This is a genomic window from Neoroseomonas terrae (assembly GCF_018129025.1).
GTDB lineage: Bacteria > Pseudomonadota > Alphaproteobacteria > Acetobacterales > Acetobacteraceae > Neoroseomonas > Neoroseomonas terrae.
Window position 1 is genome coordinate 171,453 of sequence record NZ_JAAEDI010000009.1, and the last position, 20,883, is coordinate 192,335.

General features: G+C 70.8%; 18 protein-coding genes and 1 pseudogene. 8 read left to right on the plus strand and 11 right to left on the minus strand.

What is annotated here, in order from left to right:
- Nucleotides 1-6: 6 nt before the first annotated feature.
- Nucleotides 7-903 (minus strand): DMT family transporter, encoded by an 897-nt coding sequence (locus GXW78_RS10250; protein ID WP_211868455.1) that lies wholly within the window; start codon nt 901-903, stop codon nt 7-9.
- 170 nt (nt 904-1,073) lie between these two features.
- Here GXW78_RS10250 and folP point away from each other — a divergent pair, with 170 nt between their 5' ends.
- Entirely contained in the window at nt 1,074-2,135 is a 1,062-nt protein-coding gene (gene folP, locus GXW78_RS10255) for a dihydropteroate synthase (RefSeq protein WP_211868457.1), read from the plus strand.
- A 14-nt stretch (nt 2,136-2,149) separates the two neighbouring features.
- Here folP and GXW78_RS10260 read toward each other — a convergent pair whose 3' ends face one another.
- Nucleotides 2,150-3,049, minus strand: coding sequence for an MBL fold metallo-hydrolase (locus GXW78_RS10260; RefSeq protein ID WP_246522017.1), 900 nt, complete (start codon nt 3,047-3,049; stop codon nt 2,150-2,152).
- A 130-nt stretch (nt 3,050-3,179) separates the two neighbouring features.
- On the opposite strand from GXW78_RS10260, the gene glmM reads away from it, so the two are divergent.
- From glmM to GXW78_RS10275, 3 genes are read left to right on the plus strand one after another with little or no spacing between them, the layout of a single operon-like run.
- Nucleotides 3,180-4,559: a phosphoglucosamine mutase gene (gene glmM, locus GXW78_RS10265; RefSeq protein ID WP_211868460.1), complete on the plus strand. Its 1,380-nt coding sequence runs from the start codon at nt 3,180-3,182 to the stop codon at nt 4,557-4,559.
- A gap of 28 nt (nt 4,560-4,587) precedes the next feature.
- The gene (gene thiD / locus GXW78_RS10270) at nt 4,588-5,397 is read left to right on the plus strand and encodes a bifunctional hydroxymethylpyrimidine kinase/phosphomethylpyrimidine kinase (RefSeq protein WP_211868462.1); all 810 of its coding nucleotides are present in this window, start codon (nt 4,588-4,590) and stop codon (nt 5,395-5,397) included.
- A 33-nt stretch (nt 5,398-5,430) separates the two neighbouring features.
- Nucleotides 5,431-6,255, plus strand: coding sequence for a DUF1217 domain-containing protein (locus GXW78_RS10275; RefSeq protein WP_211868464.1), 825 nt, complete (start codon nt 5,431-5,433; stop codon nt 6,253-6,255).
- Here GXW78_RS10275 and GXW78_RS10280 read toward each other — a convergent pair whose 3' ends face one another.
- Nucleotides 6,256-7,269, minus strand: coding sequence for an AI-2E family transporter (locus GXW78_RS10280; protein ID WP_211868466.1), 1,014 nt, complete (start codon nt 7,267-7,269; stop codon nt 6,256-6,258).
- Between the two features lie 115 nt (nt 7,270-7,384).
- Between GXW78_RS10280 and GXW78_RS10285 the strand changes: the two genes are divergently transcribed.
- Both GXW78_RS10285 and serA read left to right on the plus strand, forming a co-directional pair.
- Complete coding sequence (locus tag GXW78_RS10285; protein ID WP_211868468.1) at nt 7,385-8,560, plus strand: phosphoserine transaminase; 1,176 nt, start codon at nt 7,385-7,387, stop codon at nt 8,558-8,560.
- Between the two features lie 3 nt (nt 8,561-8,563).
- On the plus strand, nt 8,564-10,150 hold the full coding sequence (gene serA / locus GXW78_RS10290) for a phosphoglycerate dehydrogenase (RefSeq protein ID WP_211868470.1): 1,587 nt from the start codon (nt 8,564-8,566) through the stop codon (nt 10,148-10,150).
- Between the two features lie 16 nt (nt 10,151-10,166).
- On the opposite strand, the gene GXW78_RS10295 is transcribed toward serA, so the two are convergent.
- Complete coding sequence (locus GXW78_RS10295) at nt 10,167-10,718, minus strand: hypothetical protein (RefSeq protein ID WP_211868472.1); 552 nt, start codon at nt 10,716-10,718, stop codon at nt 10,167-10,169.
- A gap of 54 nt (nt 10,719-10,772) precedes the next feature.
- Entirely contained in the window at nt 10,773-10,934 is a 162-nt protein-coding gene (locus GXW78_RS10300; RefSeq protein ID WP_211868474.1) for a hypothetical protein, read from the minus strand.
- Nucleotides 10,935-11,145: 211 nt separating this feature from the next.
- On the opposite strand from GXW78_RS10300, the gene GXW78_RS10305 reads away from it, so the two are divergent.
- Both GXW78_RS10305 and GXW78_RS10310 read left to right on the plus strand, forming a co-directional pair.
- Nucleotides 11,146-12,285 (plus strand): ATP phosphoribosyltransferase regulatory subunit, encoded by a 1,140-nt coding sequence (locus GXW78_RS10305; protein ID WP_211868476.1) that lies wholly within the window; start codon nt 11,146-11,148, stop codon nt 12,283-12,285.
- Nucleotides 12,286-12,290: 5 nt separating this feature from the next.
- Nucleotides 12,291-13,580, plus strand: coding sequence for an adenylosuccinate synthase (locus tag GXW78_RS10310; RefSeq protein ID WP_211868478.1), 1,290 nt, complete (start codon nt 12,291-12,293; stop codon nt 13,578-13,580).
- Between the two features lie 331 nt (nt 13,581-13,911).
- Here GXW78_RS10310 and ftsH read toward each other — a convergent pair whose 3' ends face one another.
- The 6 genes and pseudogenes from ftsH to GXW78_RS10340 form a co-directional block, all read right to left on the minus strand.
- Nucleotides 13,912-15,834, minus strand: a complete 1,923-nt coding sequence (ftsH, locus tag GXW78_RS10315; RefSeq protein ID WP_338147723.1) for an ATP-dependent zinc metalloprotease FtsH — start codon at nt 15,832-15,834, stop codon at nt 13,912-13,914.
- A 252-nt stretch (nt 15,835-16,086) separates the two neighbouring features.
- The gene (tilS, locus tag GXW78_RS10320) at nt 16,087-17,325 is read right to left on the minus strand and encodes a tRNA lysidine(34) synthetase TilS (RefSeq protein WP_211868482.1); all 1,239 of its coding nucleotides are present in this window, start codon (nt 17,323-17,325) and stop codon (nt 16,087-16,089) included.
- 86 nt (nt 17,326-17,411) lie between these two features.
- Complete coding sequence (locus GXW78_RS10325) at nt 17,412-18,269, minus strand: tol-pal system YbgF family protein (protein ID WP_211868485.1); 858 nt, start codon at nt 18,267-18,269, stop codon at nt 17,412-17,414.
- A 38-nt stretch (nt 18,270-18,307) separates the two neighbouring features.
- Nucleotides 18,308-18,769, minus strand: coding sequence for a peptidoglycan-associated lipoprotein Pal (gene pal / locus GXW78_RS10330; protein WP_211868487.1), 462 nt, complete (start codon nt 18,767-18,769; stop codon nt 18,308-18,310).
- A gap of 112 nt (nt 18,770-18,881) precedes the next feature.
- Nucleotides 18,882-20,258 carry a Tol-Pal system beta propeller repeat protein TolB gene (tolB, locus tag GXW78_RS10335; RefSeq protein ID WP_211868489.1) on the minus strand — a complete coding sequence of 459 codons (1,377 nt, stop codon included), beginning with the start codon at nt 20,256-20,258 and terminating at the stop codon, nt 18,882-18,884.
- Nucleotides 20,255-20,883, minus strand: a pseudogene (locus tag GXW78_RS10340) (hypothetical protein); the annotation flags it as partial. The pseudogene GXW78_RS10340 and the gene tolB, both read right to left, overlap by 4 nt.

Consider the following 20,883-nt stretch of genomic DNA (forward strand, 5'->3'; position numbering starts at 1 on the left):
CCCGGGTCAACCTCGGCGCAGCCGGGCGGCGAGGCGCCCGTCGATCAGGACGAGCCCCGCCCCGATCAGCGCCATCCCGATCAGATGCTGCACCGCCAGCCTTTCCCCCAGCACCAGCGTGCCGAGCAGGATGGCGCTGACCGGCACCAGGAACGTGACGAGCAGCAGGTTGACCGCTCCGGCCAGGGCCAGGATGCGGAAATAGAGGACATAGGCGATCGCCGTGCAGAACACCGCCAGCCCGCCCAGCGCCGCGAGCACCGCCGCCGGCGGCATCGGCCGCTCCCATGGCGCTTCGATCGCGAGCGCGAGCGGCACCATCATCAGCGTGGCGGCCGTGAGCTGCCCGAGCGCCGCCTGCATCGGCGCCACTCCCACCCGGCCGAGCCGCCGCCCATACACCCCGGCGCAGGCGTAGGAGAACGTGGCCAACAGCATCGCGACCGTCGCCGGCAGCGACGCCGTTGTCCCACTCAGCAGGTCCATCCCGCTCATCGCCGCGACACCGGCGAAGCCGAGCACCGCCCCGGCCAGGCGCGGGGCGGTGATCCGTTCCTCCCGCGTCGCCACATGGGCCACCAGCACGCCCCATAACGGCGTGGTCGCGTTCAGGATGGCGGCGAGCCCGGACGGCAGGCTCTGCTGCGCCCAGACGATCAGCGAGAAGGGAATGGCGTTGTTGAGCATGGCCATGACCACGATCGCCCGCCAGGCCCGCGCCCCGCGCGGCGGCGCGACGCCGAGCGCCGGCAGCGCCGCCCACAGCACGACCGCCGCCAGCCCTACCCGCACCGCGACGATGGTGAACGGCGGCAGCGCCGTGACGGCGATGCCAACGAAGAAGAACGATCCGCCCCAGAGGACGGAAAGCAGGAGCAGCAGCGACCAGGCGAGCGCAGACATGGCGGCGTCTTGGCAGGTCGCACACGCTCCCACCACTCCGCGTGTTGCGCCGGGGCGCGGGGATCCAGCGCCAGGAAAATCGGGAGGGGAAAAGCTCCTCACCGCCCGGCTCCGGCGTTCCTGAAATTTCCCCTCGTGCAATCGCCGCCCCGATCGGGCAAAGCGCGCCCATGATCACCGGCCGTTTCGTCGAACCGCTGGGCCTCATCACGGGCCCCGTCGCTTTCCATGCCCTGCGCGAGGGCTTCGCCCTGCCTCTCCAGGGTGGCGACATCGCCTTCACCTTCGTGCGGCTCATCGAGGATGGCGAGGACCTCGGCGTCGGCCCGATCAAGGAAGTGCCGGAAGACTGGCACGAGGCGATGCATGCCATCGCCCAGCGTCCCGCACCCTTCGCCGGCCTGCCCACCGATCGCCCGCTGGTCATGGGCATCATCAACGTGACGCCGGACAGCTTTTCCGACGGCGGTCTCCATGCCGAAACCGACGCGGCCATCGCCGCCGGCCATGCGATGCTGGAGGCGGGCGCGGACATCCTCGACATCGGTGGCGAATCGACGCGCCCCGGCGCCGCGGCGGTGACGGTGGAGGAGGAGATCGCCCGCATCCTGCCGGTGGTCCGTGAACTGGCGAAGGCAGCGCCGGTCAGCATCGACACGCGCAATGCGGCGACCATGCGCGCGGCGCTCGAGGCCGGCGCGGAGGTGATCAACGACATCTCTGCCCTGCGCCACGACGCGGAGGCCCTGCGTCTCGTCGCCTCATCCGAGGTACCGGTGGTGCTGATGCACATGCCGGGCGACGACCCCACAACGATGCAGTCGCTGGCGGAGTACGACGATGTCGCCGTGCAGGTCGCCGGCTTCCTGCGCGACCGCATCGCGATGTTGGAGGCACGTGGCATTCCGCGCGGGCGCATCGCGCTCGATCCGGGCATCGGTTTCGGCAAGACGCTCGACCACAACCTGGCGCTGATCGACCGGCTGCCGCTGATCGCGGCACTTGGCTGCCGCGTCGTGCTGGGCGCGTCGCGCAAGCGCTTCATCGGCACGCTGTCGGGCGTCGAGGAAGCCGGGCAGCGCGTGCCGGGCAGCGTCGCGGCGGCGATCGCGGGCGCGGCGCGCGGCGCATCGGTGCTGCGCGTCCATGACGTGGCGGAGACGGTGCAGGCGCTGTCCGTCTGGCGCGCCTGCGGCATGGGGCGGGAGCCGGGGCGGCCCCCGGCCGCCTGAGAGCGCGCGACGCGCTACAGCGTCTGCTCCCACGCCTCCGGGAAAAGCCGGTAGCCATCGCCCTCGCGCCCGAGATGGGCCGTCGCCGGGAAGTGCAGATGCATGCCGGCGATGTGCGTCTTCTCCGTCGCCACCATGTCGAAGACGCGTCGGCGCGTGGCCGCGGCCTGCGGCGGGTCCACGTCGAATAGGATGGTCACCTCCGGCCGCGGCACCTGCACTTCCGGCAAGTGGACGATGTCGCCCCAGATCAGCAGCGACTGCCCGCCCGAGGCGATGAGGTAACCGCAATGCCCCGGCGTATGGCCGGGGAAGTGCATCGCGGTCACGCCCGGGAAGACTTCCGCACCATCGTTGAAGAAGCGCATGCGGTCGGCGTAGGGCGCGATCTGCCGCTTCGCCATGGGGAAGTAGGCACCGCCGGTCGGCACGCCCTGGCCGGTGCGGGCGACCTCGGCCTCCGCTTCCTCGCTGGTCCAGTAGGCGTGCTCGGCTTCATGCATCACCAGTTCGGCGCCGGGGAAGAAGGCACCGCCATCGGCGGTGGCGAGGCCGTTGGAATGGTCGGGGTGCAGGTGCGTCATCAGCACCGTGTCGATCTCCCCCGGTGCGATGCCGGTCGCCGCGAGATTTCGGAGAAGCTGCCCTGAGCTTTTCTGCATATGCGTCCCGGCGCCCGTGTCGATCAGTGCCACGCGGCCCCCCGGTCCATGGATCAGGAAGCAGTTCAACGATGTACGCCGCGGTACCGGCCGGAACACCGCGCGCAGCATGTCGGAGGACTCCTCGACGCCGATGTTCTGCAACACCGCCATGGAGCCTTCGAGGAAACCGTCGCTCACCACGGTCAGCGTGATGTCGCCGACGCGGCGGTGATGGATGGCAGGCACTTGGGCGGTGGGCGGGCTCGGCATGGATTCGTCTTCTCCCCTGGTTAGGTGCCAACAGAGCATGCGCCGGCGGGCCCGCCAAACCGGCGCCCGCCCCGCGCATGGACGCTGCCGCCCGGTCCGCGATAGGAGTGGGGTCAAGGAGCGCCCTGCCATGCCCAAGGACAACCCGCCACCGAGCCCGGCCCGCCGCCTGTTCGGCACAGACGGCATCCGCGGTACCGCCAACCAGGCGCCGATGGACGCCGGCACGGCCCTGCGTCTCGGCCAGGCCGCCGGCCGGTATTTCAACCGGGGCGCGCATCGTCACCGCGTCGTCATCGGCAAGGATACGCGCCTGTCCGGCTACATGCTGGAACCCGCACTCACCGCTGGCTTCATCGGTGCCGGCATGGATGTGGTGCTGGTAGGGCCGCTGCCGACGCCGGCGATCGCGCTGCTGACGCGTTCGCTGCGCGCTGACCTCGGTGTGATGATCAGCGCATCGCACAATCCCTACGAGGACAACGGCATCAAGCTGTTCGGCCCGGACGGGCTGAAACTGACCGACGAGCAGGAAGCGGCGATCGAGGCGCTGATGGCCGGGGACCTTGCCGCCGCCATGGTCGCGCCGTCCCGACTCGGCCGCGCCAGCCGGCTTGAGGACGCGCCGGGCCGCTACATTGAGGCCGCGAAATCATCCTTCCCACGTGGCCGCACGCTGGAAGGCCTGCGCATCGTCGTCGACTGCGCCCACGGCGCCGGTTACCGGGTCGCACCCACCGTGCTGTGGGAACTGGGCGCCGAGGTCGTGCCGGTCGGCGTCGCTCCGGACGGGTTCAACATCAACAAGGGCGTCGGCTCGACGGCGCCGGGCGCCCTGGCGACGCTGGTGCAGGAACGCCGCGCCGATCTCGGCATTGCGCTTGATGGCGATGCCGACCGCGTCGTGCTGGTGGATGAGGGCGGCCAGCTGGTCGATGGCGACCAGATCCTGGCGCTCATCGCGCGGTCCTGGCTGGCGCAGGACCGGCTGCGCGGCGGCGCCGTGGTCGCGACCGTCATGTCCAACATGGGGCTGGAGCGCTTCCTCGCCGCGCGCGGGCTCGGCCTGCTGCGCACGTCGGTCGGCGACCGCTATGTCGGCGAGCGGATGCGCGAGGCCGGCTGCAACCTGGGCGGAGAGCAGTCCGGCCACATGATCATGCCGGATTTCGGCACGACCGGCGACGGCCTGATCGCGGCGCTGCAGGTGCTCGCGGTGCTGGTCGAGGAACAGCGCCCGGCGAGCGAGGTGCTTCGCTGTTTCGCGCCCCTGCCGCAGCGCCTGGTGAATGTGCGCTTCGCCGGTGCATCGCCGCTGAACGATCCGGGGGTGAAGGCGGCGATCGCGGCGGAGGAAGCGGCCCTGGGCACGCGGGGCCGCGTGCTGATCCGCGCGAGCGGCACCGAGCCGGTGATCCGCGTGATGGCGGAGGCGGAGGACCAGGCGCTGGTGGAGAGCACGGTGGCGAAGCTGGCGGACGCGATCCGAGCGAAGGCGCGGGGAGCATGAGCGCGGCTGCCCCGCCGGGAGGAGGCGCATGAAAGGCCGCGTCCTGATCATCGCCGGCAGCGATTCCGGCGGCGGCGCCGGCATCCAGGCCGACATCAAGGCGGTGACGGCGCTGCGCGGCTTCGCCATGACGGCGATCACCGCGCTGACCGCGCAGAACACGCTCGGCGTCCATGGTGTCTCCGGCGTGCCGATCGACTTCGTCCGCCAGCAGATCGCCGTGGTGCTCGATGACCTCGGTGCTGACGCGGTCAAGACCGGCATGCTGCACGATGTGGCGGTCATCGAGGCGGTGTGCGACGAGTTGGCGGCCCGGGCGCGCGGCGTCCCGCTCGTCGTCGATCCGGTGATGATCGCCAAGGGCGGGCATCCTCTGATCGCCGCCGATGCCGTGGCGACGCTGAAGGCGCGGCTGCTGCCGCTTGCAACGGTCATCACGCCGAACCTGCCTGAGGCGGAAGCGCTGGTGGGCCGCCCCATCCGCACGCTGGCGGACATGCGGGCGGCCGCCGAGGCGCTGCGTGGCCTTGGCGCGCCAGGCGTGCTTCTGAAGGGCGGACACATGGACGGTGCGGAACTGACCGACCTGCTCGTCACCGCCGACGGAACCGAGGAATTCACCGCCACGCGCATCGAGACGCGCCATACCCACGGGACCGGCTGCACCTTGGCCAGCGCGATCGCGACAGGGCTGGCGCAGGGGATGTCCCTGCGCGATGCGGTCGGGCGTGGGCGGGCCTATGTCCTTGCGGCGATCGCCGCTGCGCCCGGTTTCGGCGCCGGGCATGGGCCGCTCGACCACGGCATCACCGTCGATACGGACCGTATCCCGCGTTAACCCGCGGTTTACCCCAGGCGGCGAGGATGCAGCATGAACATCACCCTCGCGCAGGTGCAGATGTTGTTCGGCGTGTCGCCCGCCGGGGCGGCCTCCTCGGGCACGGCTGCCGAGGCCATTCCAGCCCTGCGCCGCGCCACGGCCGAGGGTGCCGAGGAGAAGGGCATCGCGCGGGAGGAGAAGGACCCCGTCACGATCTCCGCGCTGGCGCAGTTCCGCACGGCGCTGCACAAGGCCGGCAGCATCGAGGGGGCGCTGTCCGACCCACGCATCCTCAAGGTGCTGCTGCCGGCGCTCGGGCTCGCGGGACAGGAGGGCAACATCGCCCTCGCGCGCAAGGCGCTGCTGTCCAACCCGGCGGATCAGAAAGGCCTTGCGGCGCAGCTCGGCGCCACCTGGAAAAGGGCGGCCGAGACGCTCGGCGTCCATGCGAGCGGGCTGGACGGCCTGCGTGAGAGCAAGCTCGTCCAGACCCTGACCGAGGGCTACGTGAAGTACCAGTACCGCTCCGGGCTGGATGAGCGACAGGCCGGCATTTCCGATGCGCTCTACTTCCTCGATGCCGCGTCCGGGGCGGGCGACGTCTATGACGTGCTGGGCGATGCGGTGATGCGGCGCGTCGTGACCGGCGCGCTCGGCCTGCCGGATCAGATCGCAGTACAGCCGGTCGAGACCCAGGGCCGGGCGGTCACCTCCCGGCTCGACATCGCGGATCTGAAGGATGCGCGGCAGGTGCGGAAGCTCGCCGAACGCTACCTGATCGCGGCGGCGAACAAGGCGGCGGAGAGTCAGGCCGCGAATGCTGCGACCGATCCGATGGCGATGATCGCCTCGCTGGCCGTCAGCCTGCGCGCCTGATCACCCTGCATCGTCCCGCGCGGGTTCGCGGCCGAGCCAGCCCTCGGCGTAGGCGCGGCGCACCACCACCGCGCCGGCGGCGGCGAGCGGAGCAGCCAGCGCGACACCGAGCAGCCCGAAGAACGACGCCATCAGCACCTGCGCGAGCAGCAGCGCCGCCGGCGGCAGGTCGGCCATCTCAGCCTGTACGAGCGGCGTCAGGATGTTGCCCTCGATGAACTGCACGCCCGTGTAGAGAAGCGCCACCCACAGCGCGAGCCAGGGCGAGATCGTCGCAGCCAGCAGCATCGCCGGCACCGCCGCGATGACCGGGCCGATATTCGGGATGAAGCCGAGCAGTGCCGCCAGCACCGCCAGCACGCCGGCGAGCGGCACGCCGAGCAGCATCAGCCCGATCCAGGTCAGCACGCCGCTGACCACCATGGCGAAGGCCTGGCCGGCTAGCCAGCCACGCAGCACCCAGCCGCATTCCCGCAGCGCGGCGGCAGCCCGGGTGTCGATGGACGGATGCAGCAGGGCGCGCAGCCCCGCAACGTAGATGGTCGGGTGCAGCGCCAGGTAGACGCCGAGGAGCAGGATCACCGCTGCATTGCCCAGCCAGCCGAGCGTCGTGCTGGCCGCTGTCGCGGCGAAGCCCATGCCGCCGGTGGCGCTGTCATCGGGCAGCGCCATGCGCTCGGCGAACCAGGCGCCCCACTCGTTCTGCATCAGGCGCTCGCGGAAGGACTCGAAGCTGCGGGGAAGGTCCTCCGCGAGCTGGCCGGCCTGCTCGGCCAGGGGCCCTGCGGCCAGTGTGCCCGCCGCAACGGCCAGCAGCAGGATGCCGAGCAGCACGACCAGTACCGAGATCCAGCGCGGCAGGCCGGTCCAACCCATGAGCAAGGTCGCCGGCAAGTTCAGCGCGACCGCCAAGAGCAGCCCGGCGAAGCCGAGCAGCGGCACTTCCGGTGCGAAGATGAAGAGCGCCAACAGGAGGATGAGGATGATGAGGACGGAAGCCTGGGCGCGCGACATGGCGGCGTAACGGCTGGTGCGACTGGCGGTTGCGTCGCCGGTTCGGCGGGCGTATCCAGGCGGCGGGCCACGCCCCCCCACCGGGGCGCATCCGCTTCTGGAAGGGAGCTGCATCATGGCAACCGCCAACCCCAAGCCTGGACTCCGTCCGGCCAATCCTGCTTTCTCATCCGGTCCCTGCGCCAAGCGTCCCGGCTGGACGCTCGCCGCGCTGGAAGGCGCGCTGCTCGGGCGCAGCCATCGCGCGAAGGAACCCAAGGCCCGTCTGGCCGAGGTGATCGACCGGTCGAAGGCCATTCTGGGCATGCCGGCCGATTGGAAGCTCGGCATCGTGCCGGCCTCGGACACCGGCGCGGTCGAGATGGTGCTGTGGTCGGCGCTCGGCGCGCGCGGCGTCGACGTGCTGGTGTGGGAGTCCTTCTCGAAGGAATGGGCGACCGACATCGCGAAGCAGCTCAGGCTGAAGGATGCTCGGCTGATCGAGGCGCCCTACGGCAAGCTGCCCGACGTGGCGCAGGTCGATCCGGCGCGCGACGTGGTGTTCGTATGGAACGGCACGACCTCGGGCGTGCGGCTGCCCAATGCGGACTTCATCAGCGATGCGCGTGAGGGCCTCGCGATCTGCGATGCGACCAGCGCGGCCTTCGCGATGGACCTGCCCTGGCACAAGCTCGATGTCGTTACCTGGTCCTGGCAGAAGGTGCTGGGCGGGGAGGCGGCGCATGGGATGCTTGCCCTGTCCCCGCGCGCCGTCGCGCGGCTGGAATCCTTCAACCCCGACCGCCCGCTGCCGAAGATCTTCCGCATGACCAAGGGCGGCAAGCTGATCGACGGCATCTTCAAGGGCGAGACGATCAACACGCCATCGATGCTTTGCGTCGAGGATGCGATCGACGGCCTGCGCTGGGCTGAATCCGTCGGCGGCCTCAAGGGGCTGATCGCGCGGTCGGAGGCGAATCTCGCCGCCATCGCGCGCTGGGTCGCCACGGAGCCGGGCTACGATTTCCTCGCGGAGGACGCGGCGACGCGGTCCTGCACCTCGATCTGCCTGAAGATCACGGCGCCCTGGTTCGTCGGCCTGGCCGCTGACGCGCAGGCCGCCGCCGCGAAGAAGATCGCGTCGCTGCTGGAGAAGGAGGGCGTCGCCCTCGACGCCGGTGCCTATCGCGACGCGCCGCCGGGTCTGCGTATCTGGGGTGGTGCGACCGTCGAGACCAGCGACATCGAGGCACTGCTGCCCTGGCTCGATTGGGCACTCGCGACCGTCGAAGCCGAGCTGGTGGGGGCCTGAGCCATGCCGAAGGTCCTGATCTCCGACAAGCTCTCCCCCGCCGCCGTCCAGATCTTCAAGGACCGCGGCCTCGATGTGGACTTCAAGCCGGGCCTGAAGCCCGCGGAACTGCGCGAGATCATCGCTGGCTATGATGGCCTCGCCATCCGCTCGGCGACGAAGGTCACGCGCGAGCTCCTCGACGCCGCGCCGAAGCTGAAGGTCGTCGGCCGCGCGGGCATCGGCGTGGACAATGTCGATGTGACATCCGCCACCGCGCGCGGCGTCGTGGTGATGAACACGCCCTTCGGCAACGCCATCACCACCGCCGAGCACGCCATCGCGATGATGTTCGCGCTGGCCCGCCAGATCCCCGAGGCCTCCGCTTCCACCAAGGCCGGCAAGTGGGAGAAGAACCGCTTCATGGGCGTCGAGCTGTTCGGCAAGACGCTTGGCCTGATCGGCTGCGGCAACATCGGGTCGATCGTCGCGGACCGCGCCCTCGGCTTGAAGATGAAGGTCATCGCCTTCGATCCCTTCCTGTCCGAGAAGCGCGCGGTCGAGATCGGCGTGGAGAAGGTCGAGCTGAACGACCTGATCGCCCGCGCCGATTTCCTCACCCTGCACACGCCGCTGACCGAGCAGACGAAGAACGTCATTTCACGCGACGCCATCGCGCGCATGAAGAAGGGTGCGCGGCTGATCAACTGCGCCCGCGGTGGGCTGGTGGATGAGGCGGCGCTGTTCGACGCGCTGAAATCGGGGCACCTCGCCGGCGCCGCGCTCGATGTGTTCGAGACGGAGCCCGCGACGGAAAGCCCGCTGTTCGGCCTCGAGAACGTCGTCTGCACCCCGCATCTGGGCGCCGCGACGGCGGAAGCGCAGGAGAATGTCGCCCTTCAGGTCGCCGACCAGATGGCCGACTTCCTGCTGACCGGTGCGGTGTCCAACGCCATCAACATGCCCTCGGTGACCGCCGAGGAGGCGCCGCGCCTCAAGCCGTACATGGAACTTGCGCGGCTGCTCGGGGGCATGGCGGGGCAGCTCACCGCCGCGCAGGACGGGGCGATCAAGGCGATCCGCGTCGAATACGAGGGCAGCGTCGCCGAACTGAACCTCCGCCCGCTGACGGCCGCCGCACTCGCCGGGGTGCTGACGCCGCTGCTCGGTTCGGTCAACATGGTGAATGCCCCGGTGCTGGCGAAGCAGCGCGGCATCGAAGTCGCCGAGACCACCGTCGAGCGCAGCGGCGAGTACCAGACCCTGGTGCGCCTGACGGTCGTGACCGACCGCTTCGAGCGAGCCATCGCCGGCACGCTGGTGGCGGAGAACAAGCCGCGCCTCGTCGCCATCAAGGGCATCGCGGTGGAGGCCGATTTCGCCGCGCACATGCTCTACGTGACCAACCAGGACAAGCCGGGCTTCATCGGTCGCTTCGGCACGGCGCTGGCCGATGCAGGGGTGAACATCGCGACCTTCCACCTGGGCCGCTCGGCGCCCGGCGGGGACGCGATCTGCCTTGTCGGCCTGGACGGGCCGATGCCGGACGGCGTGCTGGCCGGCGTGCGCGAATTGCCGCTGGTGGTGCAGGCGACGGCGCTGGCCTTCTGATCGCGAGCGGGCGTCGTCAGCGCAGGACGACGCCCGATTCCGTACCCGCCGCGCGGGTCAGGATCGGGGCGATGGATTCCAGCGTCCACATCCGCGGCAGGTTCGACAGCCGTGCCAGTGTCTGGTCGGGGCCGAGGGTGAAGACCGGATTGGACAGTGCCGTGCGGATCGCGGCCTGGTCCCCACTGCGGAGCGGCCCGACCGCTGCGGCAAGCGCCGCGGAGACCTGGTTCGGCAGCACGGTCAGCGGAATGCCGAGGGCCTCGCGTTCCTCACGGATCGCCGCCGCCACCTGGGGGCCATAGCGGACAGGTAGGGCGATGGAGGTGGCAGGATCGCGCATCCCCGCGACCGCGGCCTCGAACTGCGCCAGCGCGGCGGCGGCTTCGGCTGGCTTGCCGCGATAGAGGCTCATGTCGCCGAAGTTGCGCTCTGCGTAGGCCAGGTTCAGGCGGGTATTGGCCGGCTGGAAGCCCGCACCCCCGAAACTGAAGTCGGGCGGCTGCGAGGCACAGCCCGCCAGCGCCACGAAGCATCCAACGAGACCCAGGATCGCCCTGCGGTTCATGCGGCCCTCCATTGCAGGCGCGTACCATGCCTGCGCCGTCGGGCCGTCGCCAGATCAGGCGGCGATCGCCCAGACGACGAGGCCGATCAGGCCCCACAGGGGAAGGGCGAGCAGCAAACCGTTGGCGAAGGCGCGAGCGGGGCTCTCGGTGCCGTCAGGGTGGCCGGCGGTCTGCCGGGGAACCCGTTCGACTGCGTGGGCGGTGGTTTGCGACATGATGCGCTCCTGGCGACGCTTCACCTGTTCACCTGGGCGTCAAACGATCCTGGCCCGGCAAAGTTGACGATCGATGAAGGCGAAGCGGGTCTTTTGCCCCCGCCGGATGGTGGCGAGGCGGCCACGATGGGGCGGGATCGTGGCACGGGGCCGCTTTGCGCGCCGCGGGGGTTGCCGGCGCAACGGCGCCCTGCCACACCCTCCGCCGGCCATGACCGACGATCTGCCCAACCCCGCCCTGCTGCCCGCGGGCCTCGCCGACCTTCTGCCGCCCGATGCGGAGCGGGAGGCCGACCTCGTCGAAGCCATGATGGTCGTGTTCGCCGGCCATGGGTATGAGCGGCTGAAGCCCCCCCTGCTGGAGTTCGAGGACAGCCTCCTGGCGGGCTCCGGCGCGGCCGTCGCCGAACAGACCTTCCGCCTGATGGACCCGGTCAGCCAGCGCATGATGGGGCTGCGCGCCGACACCACGCCGCAGGTCGCCCGCATCGCGGCGACCCGGCTGTCCGGCCAGGCGCGGCCACTTCGCCTTTGCTATGCCGGCCAGGTGCTGCGGGTGCGCGGGACCCAGCTCGCACCCTCGCGCCAGCTGCCGCAGGCCGGCGTCGAGCTGATCGGCGGCGCCGCGCCGGCGGCGGATGCCGAGGTCGCGGTCGTTGCCATCGAGGCGCTGGCCGTCGTCGGCGTCACCGCCGTCAGCCTGGACGTGACGCTGCCGACCATGGTGCCCGCGCTGATGGAGGCGGCCGGGGCGGGCCCCGCCCTGCGCTCGGGCCTTGCCCATGCGCTGGACCGCAAGGACAGCGCCGCCGTGGCCGCCCTGGTGCAGAGGCAGCCGGGGCCGCTCGCCGTGCTGCCGGAGCTGATGGCCTCGACCGGCCCGGCCGATGGCGCGCTGGCCGCCCTGGATGCGGCCGACCTGCCACCGGCCGCGCGCGCCATCGCGCAGAACGCGGCTTCGGTGCTGCTGGCCATCCAGGCGCGCGCGCCGGGGCTGCGCATCACGCTCGATCCCGTGGAGTTCCGCGGTTTCCGCTATCACACCGGGGTTGCCTTCACGATTTACGGGCCCGGGATGAGCGGCGAGCTCGCCCGCGGCGGCCGCTACCTGTCGCAGAATGACGAGCCTGCGACCGGCATGACGCTGTACCCTGACGCGGTCATGCGCGCCGCGCCGGGCAGCGCGCCGCGGCCGCGCCTGTTCCTGCCGATCGGTGCGGATGGCGCCCCCTTCCGCGCCCGGGGCTTCGCCACCGTCGCGGCGCTGGCGACCGAGGACACGCCGCAGCGCCTGCGCTGCACCCATGAACTGAAGGGCGGCGAGGCCGTCCCGATCCTGCCGAAGGACTGAGACCCATGGCCAATGTCGCCGTAATCGGCGCCCAGTGGGGCGACGAGGGCAAGGGCAAGGTGGTGGACTGGCTCGCCAGCCGTGCCGAGATCGTCGTGCGCTTCCAGGGTGGCCACAATGCCGGCCACACGCTGGTGGTGGGCAACCAGACGTACAAGCTGTCGCTGCTCCCTTCGGGCGTGGTGCGCGGCAAGCTCGGCGTCATCGGCAACGGTGTGGTGCTGGACCCGACTGCCTTGCTGTCCGAAATCGAGAAGGTCACCGCGCAGGGTCTGAAGGTCTCGCCGGACAACCTGCGCATTGCCGAGAACGTCCCCCTGATCCTGCCGCTGCACCCGGCCCTGGACCGTGCACGCGAGGCCGCGCGCGGCGAGGACAAGATCGGCACGACCGGCCGCGGCATCGGGCCGGCCTACGAGGACAAGGTCGGCCGGCGCTCCATCCGGCTGTGCGACCTCGCGGAACCCGAGACGCTGTCGGCGAAGCTCGACGAGCTTCTGCTGCACCACAATTCCCTGCTTCGCGGCCTCGGCGCGCCGGAGTTCAGCAAGCAGGAGCTGCTCGACGGGCTGCTGGCGCTGGCCCCGAAGCTGCTGCCCTATTCGGAGCCGGTGTGGGAGCGGCTGGACGAGGCGCGGTCCTCGGGCAAGCGCGTGCTGTTCGAGGGTGCGCAGGCGGTGATGCTGGATGTCGACCACGGCACCTACCCCTATGTCACCTCATCCAACACCGTTGCCGGCAATGCGGCGGGCGGGGCGGGGGTCGGGCCTGATGCGATCGGCTTCGTGCTGGGCATCGCCAAGGCTTATTCGACGCGCGTCGGCTCCGGGCCGTTCCCGAGCGAATTGTACGACGCGACCGGCAAGCTGCTCGGCGAGCGGGGGCGGGAGTTCGGCACCGTCACTGGCCGGCCGCGGCGCTGCGGCTGGTTCGATGCCTGCCTGGTGCGCCAGGCGGTGAAGGTCGGCGGCATCAACGGGCTGGTGCTGACCAAGCTGGACGTGCTGGACGGGCTGCCGGAGCTGAAGATCTGCACCGGCTACCGCATCAATGGCGAGCTGGTGAAGCGCATGCCGGCCGCGCTGCGGGCCCAGGCGGCGGCCGAACCGGTCTATGAGACGATGGAAGGCTGGAAGGGCTCGACCATGGGCGCGCGCTCCTATGCCGAGCTCCCGGCCGAGGCGGTGAAGTATGTCCGCCGCATCGAGGAACTGGTGGAGGCGCCGATCGTGCTGCTGTCCACCAGCCCTGAGCGCGACGACACCATCATGATGCGGGACCCCTTCGCGGGCTGACCGGGATGGCGGGCGGCGACATCGACGTCCACGCCCGCCGCCCCGACCCCTGGCTCGCCATGGTCAATGCCATCTACGGCTAGGACAAGCGTACGCCGCGCCGGGAACTGCCCGGCGCGGCAGCGATCGCGGTGATCCTCGAACCCGGCCGACCACCCCCGTGACGGACCGGTCCGGCACGGCATCCGCTTGGTTCCGCCCGTGGTCGCTTGCCGGTGCCGACCGAGAAGGCCGCCATCACAGCCTGAATGGGCGAACTCCTGCAGAGTCGCCCTCTCAACATCACCCGGGCGGTCGCTTGACCGCCCTGTCGTTTTTCAACCAGCCCTCATCAGGTCGCCGGCGCCGGCCCGGGGTTCAGCCCCGGCGGCCGCGGCGTTGTCGCGCGCCCGGCGGAGGGCACTGACCCGCGCCCGGCATTCACCGGCTCATCCGGCCGGTTGCGCACCACCGGCTCGCCACGGATGACCTGCTTGATCTCGTCGCCCGACAGCGTCTCGTGCTCCAGCAGGCCCTTCGCCAGCAGGTGCAGCTCGTCCATGTGCTCGGACAGGATCGTCTTCGCACGCTGGTAGGCACCGTCGATGATCGAGCGGATCTCGCCGTCGATCTTCTGTGCGGTGGCTTCCGACAGGTTCTTCTGCTGGGTCACGGAATGGCCCAGGAAGACCTCCTGGCTGTTGTCGCCATAGGCGATCATGCCGATCACATCGGACATGCCCCATTCGGTGACCATCATGCGCGCCTGGTTGGTCGCCATCTTGATGTCGCCGGAGGCGCCGTTCGACACCTTGTCCGGGCCGAAGATCAGTTCCTCGGCGACGCGCCCGCCCATCGCCATGGCGAGTTCGGACTTCAGCTTGGACTTGTGCTTGGAATAGCGGTCGCCTTCCGGCAGCGACATCACCAGGCCGAGCGCACGGCCGCGCGGGATGATGGTCGCCTTGTGCACCGGATCGCATTCCGGCTCATGCATCGCGACCAGCGCGTGGCCCGCCTCATGATAGGCGGTCATGCGCTTCTCGGCATCCGACATGACCAGCGAGCGGCGCTCACTGCCCATCAGCACCTTGTCCTTGGCGGCCTCGAACTCATGCATGCCGACGGTGCGGCGGCCGGTGCGCGCGGCAAGCAGCGCGGCTTCGTTGACGAGGTTGGCGAGGTCGGCACCCGAGAACCCTGGCGTCCCGCGCGCGATCACCTTGGGATCGACGTCAGAGGCCAGCGGCACCTTGCGCATATGCACGCGCAGGATCTTCTCGCGCCCCTGGACGTCCGGGTTCGGCACCACGACCTGCCGGTCGAAGCGGCCCGGACGCAGCAGCGCGGGGTCCAGCACGTCCGGCCGGTTGGTCGCGGCGATGATGATGACGCCCTCGTTGGATTCGAAGCCGTCCATCTCGACGAGCATCTGGTTCAGCGTCTGCTCGCGCTCATCGTTGCCGCCGCCGAGGCCAGCGCCGCGATGGCGGCCGACCGCGTCGATTTCGTCGATGAAGATGATGCAGGGCGCGTTCTTCTTGCCCTGTTCGAACATGTCGCGCACGCGGGATGCGCCGACGCCCACGAACATCTCGACGAAGTCGGAACCGGAGATGGTGAAGAACGGCACGTTCGCTTCACCCGCGACGGAGCGCGCGAGCAGCGTCTTGCCGGTGCCCGGCGGGCCGACCAGGAGCACGCCCTTCGGGATCTTGCCGCCCAGGCGCTGGAACTTCTGCGGGTCGCGCAGGAAGTCCACGATCTCCTCGAGCTCGCCCTTCGCTTCCTCGATGCCCGCCACGTCGTCGAAGGTAACGCGGCCCTGCTTCTCGGTCAGCAGCTTGGCCTTGGACTTGCCGAAGCCCATGGCGCGCCCGCCGCCGCCCTGCATCTGGCGCATGAAGAAGATCCAGACGCCGATCAGCAGCAGCATCGGGAACCAGGACATCAGGTAGTGCAGCAGGTTGACGTCCGACTCCTCGGGCCGCGCGACGACGCGCACGTTCTTGTCGACCAGCCGGCTGACCAGCGCGGGGTCGTCAGGCGTGTAGGTCTGGAAGGAACGCCCGTCCGTCAGCGTGCCGGACACCGTGCGGCCCTGGATCGTCACGTCCCGCACATGGCCGCTGTTCACATTCTCCAGGAACTCCGAGTACGAGGCCTGCGTCGCCCCCGCGCGACCGCTTCCGGCCGGCTCGAAGAGTCTGAAAAGCGCCACCAGCAACAGGGCGACAATCACCCAGAGCGCGAGATTCCGGCCGAAATTATTCACTGCGGTTGTCCGTCTCCGACCCGGCGGGGTCATCCCCGGCCGGCCTTGCCCATTGAACATAGGGTCGGGTTGACCCGGCTTGAATGGCCGACCCGAAATGTCACCGCTCGCGCGCCCCGCCAGGGCGGGGGTCGTCGACCACCGTGGAGAGCGCGCAGGCGTGCAATGAAGGATAGTCCATGCAGCGGGCGGCGGCCAGCACGCCGTTTGTCGAGCCGCGCGGCAAGCCGCCGCGCCACGCGATGCCCCGCTTCAGCCAGGCGACTCGTCGGACCGCTCCCCGATGGCGCCAAGGTTGAGAACGGGCGAAAAGACCAAGGAACAGCTTGGCACTTCGACCAGCGCGCCATCCGGCCTGCGGATCACCGGCAAGGCCCGCATGACGGCGGCCGGCAGGTTCAACCTCTCGCGCAGCCGTGTCGCCGCCTCCCCCGCCGGCCCGACCGTGCAGCCCATCGCTTCAGATCCCAGCACCCGAAAACGGCCATCCCAGATCGTGCCGGCGATTGCGGGCACCGGACCCGCCACCGCCCCCGGATCGCGCGCCAACAGCCAGCGGCCTCGGGAGGCCGGACGCAGCCACGCGCCCGCCAGCGTCCCGCCCCGGGCCTCCAGCAGGGCCACCACACGCGCCGGCGCCGGCAGGTAGCGCGTACCCCCGACCAGCGCCACCAGGCGGCCGAGCGCCGAGACGGCCAGCGCGTCTCGGCCAAGTGCCGCCGGATCAAGCCAGGCAAAGCCCTCCGGCCGAATCTCCGCGGCCAGCGCCAGTCGCTCCGCCAGTGCCGCGCCCGCTCGTCCGCGTCGAAGGGCGAAGGCCGCCGCGGCCTCGGCAAGTGCCGCGACCCCGGCCCCTGTGCCGTCCGGATCCGCCAGTGCACGGCGCAGCCGGACCCGGGCAAAGCGGGGATCATCATTGCTCGGGTCGCGCACCGGCGCGATGCCGGCAGCGGCCAGCACGGCCTCCAACGCGGCTGGCGGCACGCCGAGCAACGGGCGGAGGATCAGCGCCGCCCCGCCGTCCCGAACCAGCGCCATGGCGGCCAGCCCCATCGCGAGGCTGCCGCGCAGCGCGCGGAACAGGACCGTCTCGGCCTGGTCCCCGCGATGGTGGCCGAGCAGCAGCCAGGGCCGCCCGGCCTCCGCGGCCGCGACCGACAGCGCCGACAGCCGTGCGCCGCGCGCGCGCTCCTGCATCGACGGCCCGGCCGACAGCCCGAGGCGCAGCACCTGCACGGTCACGCCCTGAACGGCGAGCAGGCGGGCGACATGCGCCGCCTCCGCCGCGCTGCCGGCCCGCAGCCCGTGATCCGCCACCAGGGCCAGCACATCGCCGCCACGCCGCCGCGCCCATGCCTGCGCCAGCAACGTCAGTGCCAGGCTGTGCGGTCCGCCAGAAACCCCGACCGACAGGCGCGGCGCCGGGCCGAACGGCCCGAGCGGCGCCATCAGCGCCGCGAAATCATCCTCGGATAGCGGCGGGGTCAGCATGGTTGGCCAGGATAGGCGGAATCGGAGGATGGCTCCGATCCTTCCGGGCCGTGCCCTGCAGGGCAGGGCCTCTCCGGGACCTCAGCTCAGGAGCACTGCGCGCGCCGTCGGGTGTCGGCCACCCGGCGCGACAAGGCCGCCGACATCTGCGTGTATTCCGACCGCAGCTGCTCCAGCGTATCGCATGCCTCCCGGCGCGCCCCGAAGCCCTGGAAGGCGTTGGCCAGGCCGAGCAATGCCTCCGGAGCCCGCGACGACCGCCGGTTGGCGTTGTAGGCGTCGTTGAAGGCGAGCGCCGCGTTCTGGAACTGCCGCCGGCCGAGCAGAGCCTCGCCCAACAGCAGGTTGGCGTCCTGCCCGCGCGGACCGGGCCGGCCTTGCAGAACCTCCCGTGCCGCTGCCTCGGCGGCGGCATAGTCCTGCCGGCCCAGGGCGGCCTGCCCGTCGGCGATGGCTCGTTCAGCGGGCCGGGGGCCGGGTTGGGCTTGCTGGGGGGCGGGGGCCGGCGCCGCGGGCGCCGGCCCCTGAGGAGGGCGGTTGGCGGCCGGACGGCCACCCCCTTCCAATTGCTGGAGCCGGAAGTCCATGTCGCCGCGCAGCTTCTCGACATCTTCCGCCAAGCGCCGGTTGGCGTTCTCGGCGACGTCGAGCTGGCCACGCATCCGGCGCACCTGCTCCTCCAGCTCACCGATGCGGGCGAGGAGCTGCTGTGCCAGTTCCGGCGGCACGCCCCCACCCCCGCCGCGCGACGGCGCCGGTATCGGGGCTGCGGTATAGCCGCCGCCACCGCCGCGGCGCATCGCGTCGAGGTCCCGCCGCAGTTCCAGGATCTGGTTCTGCAGCGCGATGCCTTCGCGGCTGTCCATCTGGGCCGCCGCCGGCAGCGGCGCCAGCAGCGGCAGCGCCAGCAGCGCAGCCGGCAGGAAAGGAGAACGTGGGGCCATGGTCCAGTGGCGGGCCCGGCGCGGCCGGGCCCCTTCCCTTACTGGACGACCGTGACGGCGCGGCGGTTCTGCGCCCAGGCAGTCTCGTCCGAGCCCAGGGCCGCGGGGCGGTCCTTGCCGTAGGAGATCGTCGTGATGCGCGCGCCATTCACGCCGGACGCGACCAGCACGTCGCGCGCCGAATTGGCACGGCGCTGGCCGAGGGCGAGGTTATACTCGCGCGTGCCGCGCTCATCCGAATTGCCTTCGACCTGCACGCGCACATCGGGGTAACGACCCATCCACTCCGCCTGGCGCTGAAGCACCGGGCGCTGGTCGGCGCGCACCTGGGAGCTGTCGAAGTCGAAGAAGACGCGGTCGCCGACATTGGCGACGAGATCTTCCTGGCTGCCCGGGCGAATGGTGTTGCCACCGCCCGTCTGCGCCGCGTTCTGGTCGGTGTTGGAACAGGCGGCGAGCAGGCCCAGGGCGGCAACGGCGCCGAGAAGGCGGGTGGACATCGAGGGTATCTCCCTATGCGGAGGGTTCGTCACGTTGGGGTAAGCACCCGCCACCAGCGCGGTCAAGCGCGATGCGGCGGGAGAGCAGGGAATCCTTGCGGTTCGCACCTCGTCAGGACAGTAGCGGCGACCAGGCGGGGTCGGAGGCATCGGTCGGCGTGGCGACCGGGCGCTCGTTGAAGCCCGCGATGTCGATCGAGACGATGCGCGAGGAGTAGCCACCACCCCGCGAATCCGTGGCACGGCTTTCGCGGAAGAACATCAGCACGCGGCCGTTCGGCGCGAAGGTCGGGCCCTCCATCGCCCAACCCTCGGACAGGATGCGCTCACCCGACCCGTCCGGCCGCATCACGCCGATGGCGAAGCCACCGCGGCCCATACGGGTGAAGGCGATCAGGTCGCCTCGCGGCGACCACACCGGCGTCGCGTAGCGGCCATTGCCGAAGGAGATGCGGCGGACATTCCCGCCGCCGGCGTCCATCACATAAAGCTGCTGGTCGCCACCGCGGTCCGAGTTGAAGACGATCTGGTTCCCATCCGGGGAGAAGCACGGCGACACGTCGAGCCCGCCACCGGAGGTGAGCTGGCGCTCCCGCCCGCCGCCGATGTCGACGATGTAGATGTTGGCGTCCCCGCCGCGCGTGGCGGACATCACCACCGAGCGACCATCCGGCGAGAAGCGCGGCGAAAGGGTCATGCCCGGGAAGTTGCCGAGCACCTGCTGCCGGCCCGACCCGATGTCGAACAGCACGACGCGCGGCTGGCCGCGGTCCTGGTAGGACATGAAGGCGATGCGTTCGGCCGACGGGTGGAAGCGCGGCGTCAGCGCGGCAGAGCGGCCATCGGTCAGGAAACGGTGATTCTCACCGTCCTGGTCCATGATGGCGAGGCGCCGCGTGCGCCGGTCGCGCGGCCCGGTCTCCGACACATAGACGACGCGGGTGTCGAAATAGCCCTTCTCACCGAGCAGGCGTTCGTAGATCACATCGCTGATCAGATGCGCGATGCGGCGCCAATTGGCAGCCGGCGCGGTGAAGGCGGTGCCCTGGAGCTGCGTCTCGGGCAGCACGTCCCACAGGCGGAACTCGACGCGAAGCTGCCCGCCCTGGTCCACCACGCGACCGGTGACGAGCGCCTGGGCGCCGATCACGCGCCAATCCTGGAAGCGCGGCGTCTGCGCGGCGGCTTCCGGCGTCTGGATGAAGGCCTGCCGGTCGACGGGGCGGAACAGGCCGGAATTGCGCAGGTTCGCCTGGATGACGCGGGAGATGTCGCGGCCGTAGCGCGCCGCATCACCGGCGCCCGCGAGATCCGGAATGGCGACGGGCACAGGGTCGGTGCGGGCGCGGGTGATGTCGATGACCGCACCCTGCGGCGCCTGCGCGACAGCGGTCGTCGGTGTCGCGAAGATGCCGGGCGCGACCAGCCCGGCGCCGGCGCCGATCAGCACCCGGCGCCGCGTGGCGGCGAAGGAGGAGATTGGGTTCATCGCACGAGCCCCCTGGGATTGAAGCGGAAGATGGACGACATCACGGTCTGGTACTTGTTCGCCGGGACACGCAGCGGGTTGCACTGTGGCGACATGAGGGCACGCCGGGCGGATTCATAGACCGAGCGCGCGCGCGGATCGGCCGGGGCCGACCCATTCGGCACCACGTTGCGAACGACGCCCTGGGCATCGAGTTGCACGCGCAGTTCGACGACGATGGTCTCGAGCCCCAGCATCCCGGAATCGACGTTCCAGCATTCCGAGATCTGTTCCGCGAGGCCACGGATCTCGCCCTGGCTCAACGCAGCGGTGCCGGTCGGGCTGCCGCCGCCCTGCTGCGGCCGCCCGGACGGGTTGGGCCGCGCGGTCGGCGGGCGTTCCTGTTGCTGGGCGGTGCGCAGCCGTTCCAGCGTGTTCTGCACCGAGGTGCTGCGCTCCTGCGGTCGTGCAACCGGCGGCGTCTGCCCCGTTCCGACCTGCTGGCTGGGCTCGGGGGGCGGCGGCACCGGCGTGGGCGGCAGCGGCAGCGCGTCCGGGCGCGGCGTCTGCTGCGCCTGCTGCGGCTGCGGCGGGCTTGGCGTCGGCGGGGTGGGCTGCACCTGCTGCGGCGGCGTCGGCAGCGGAT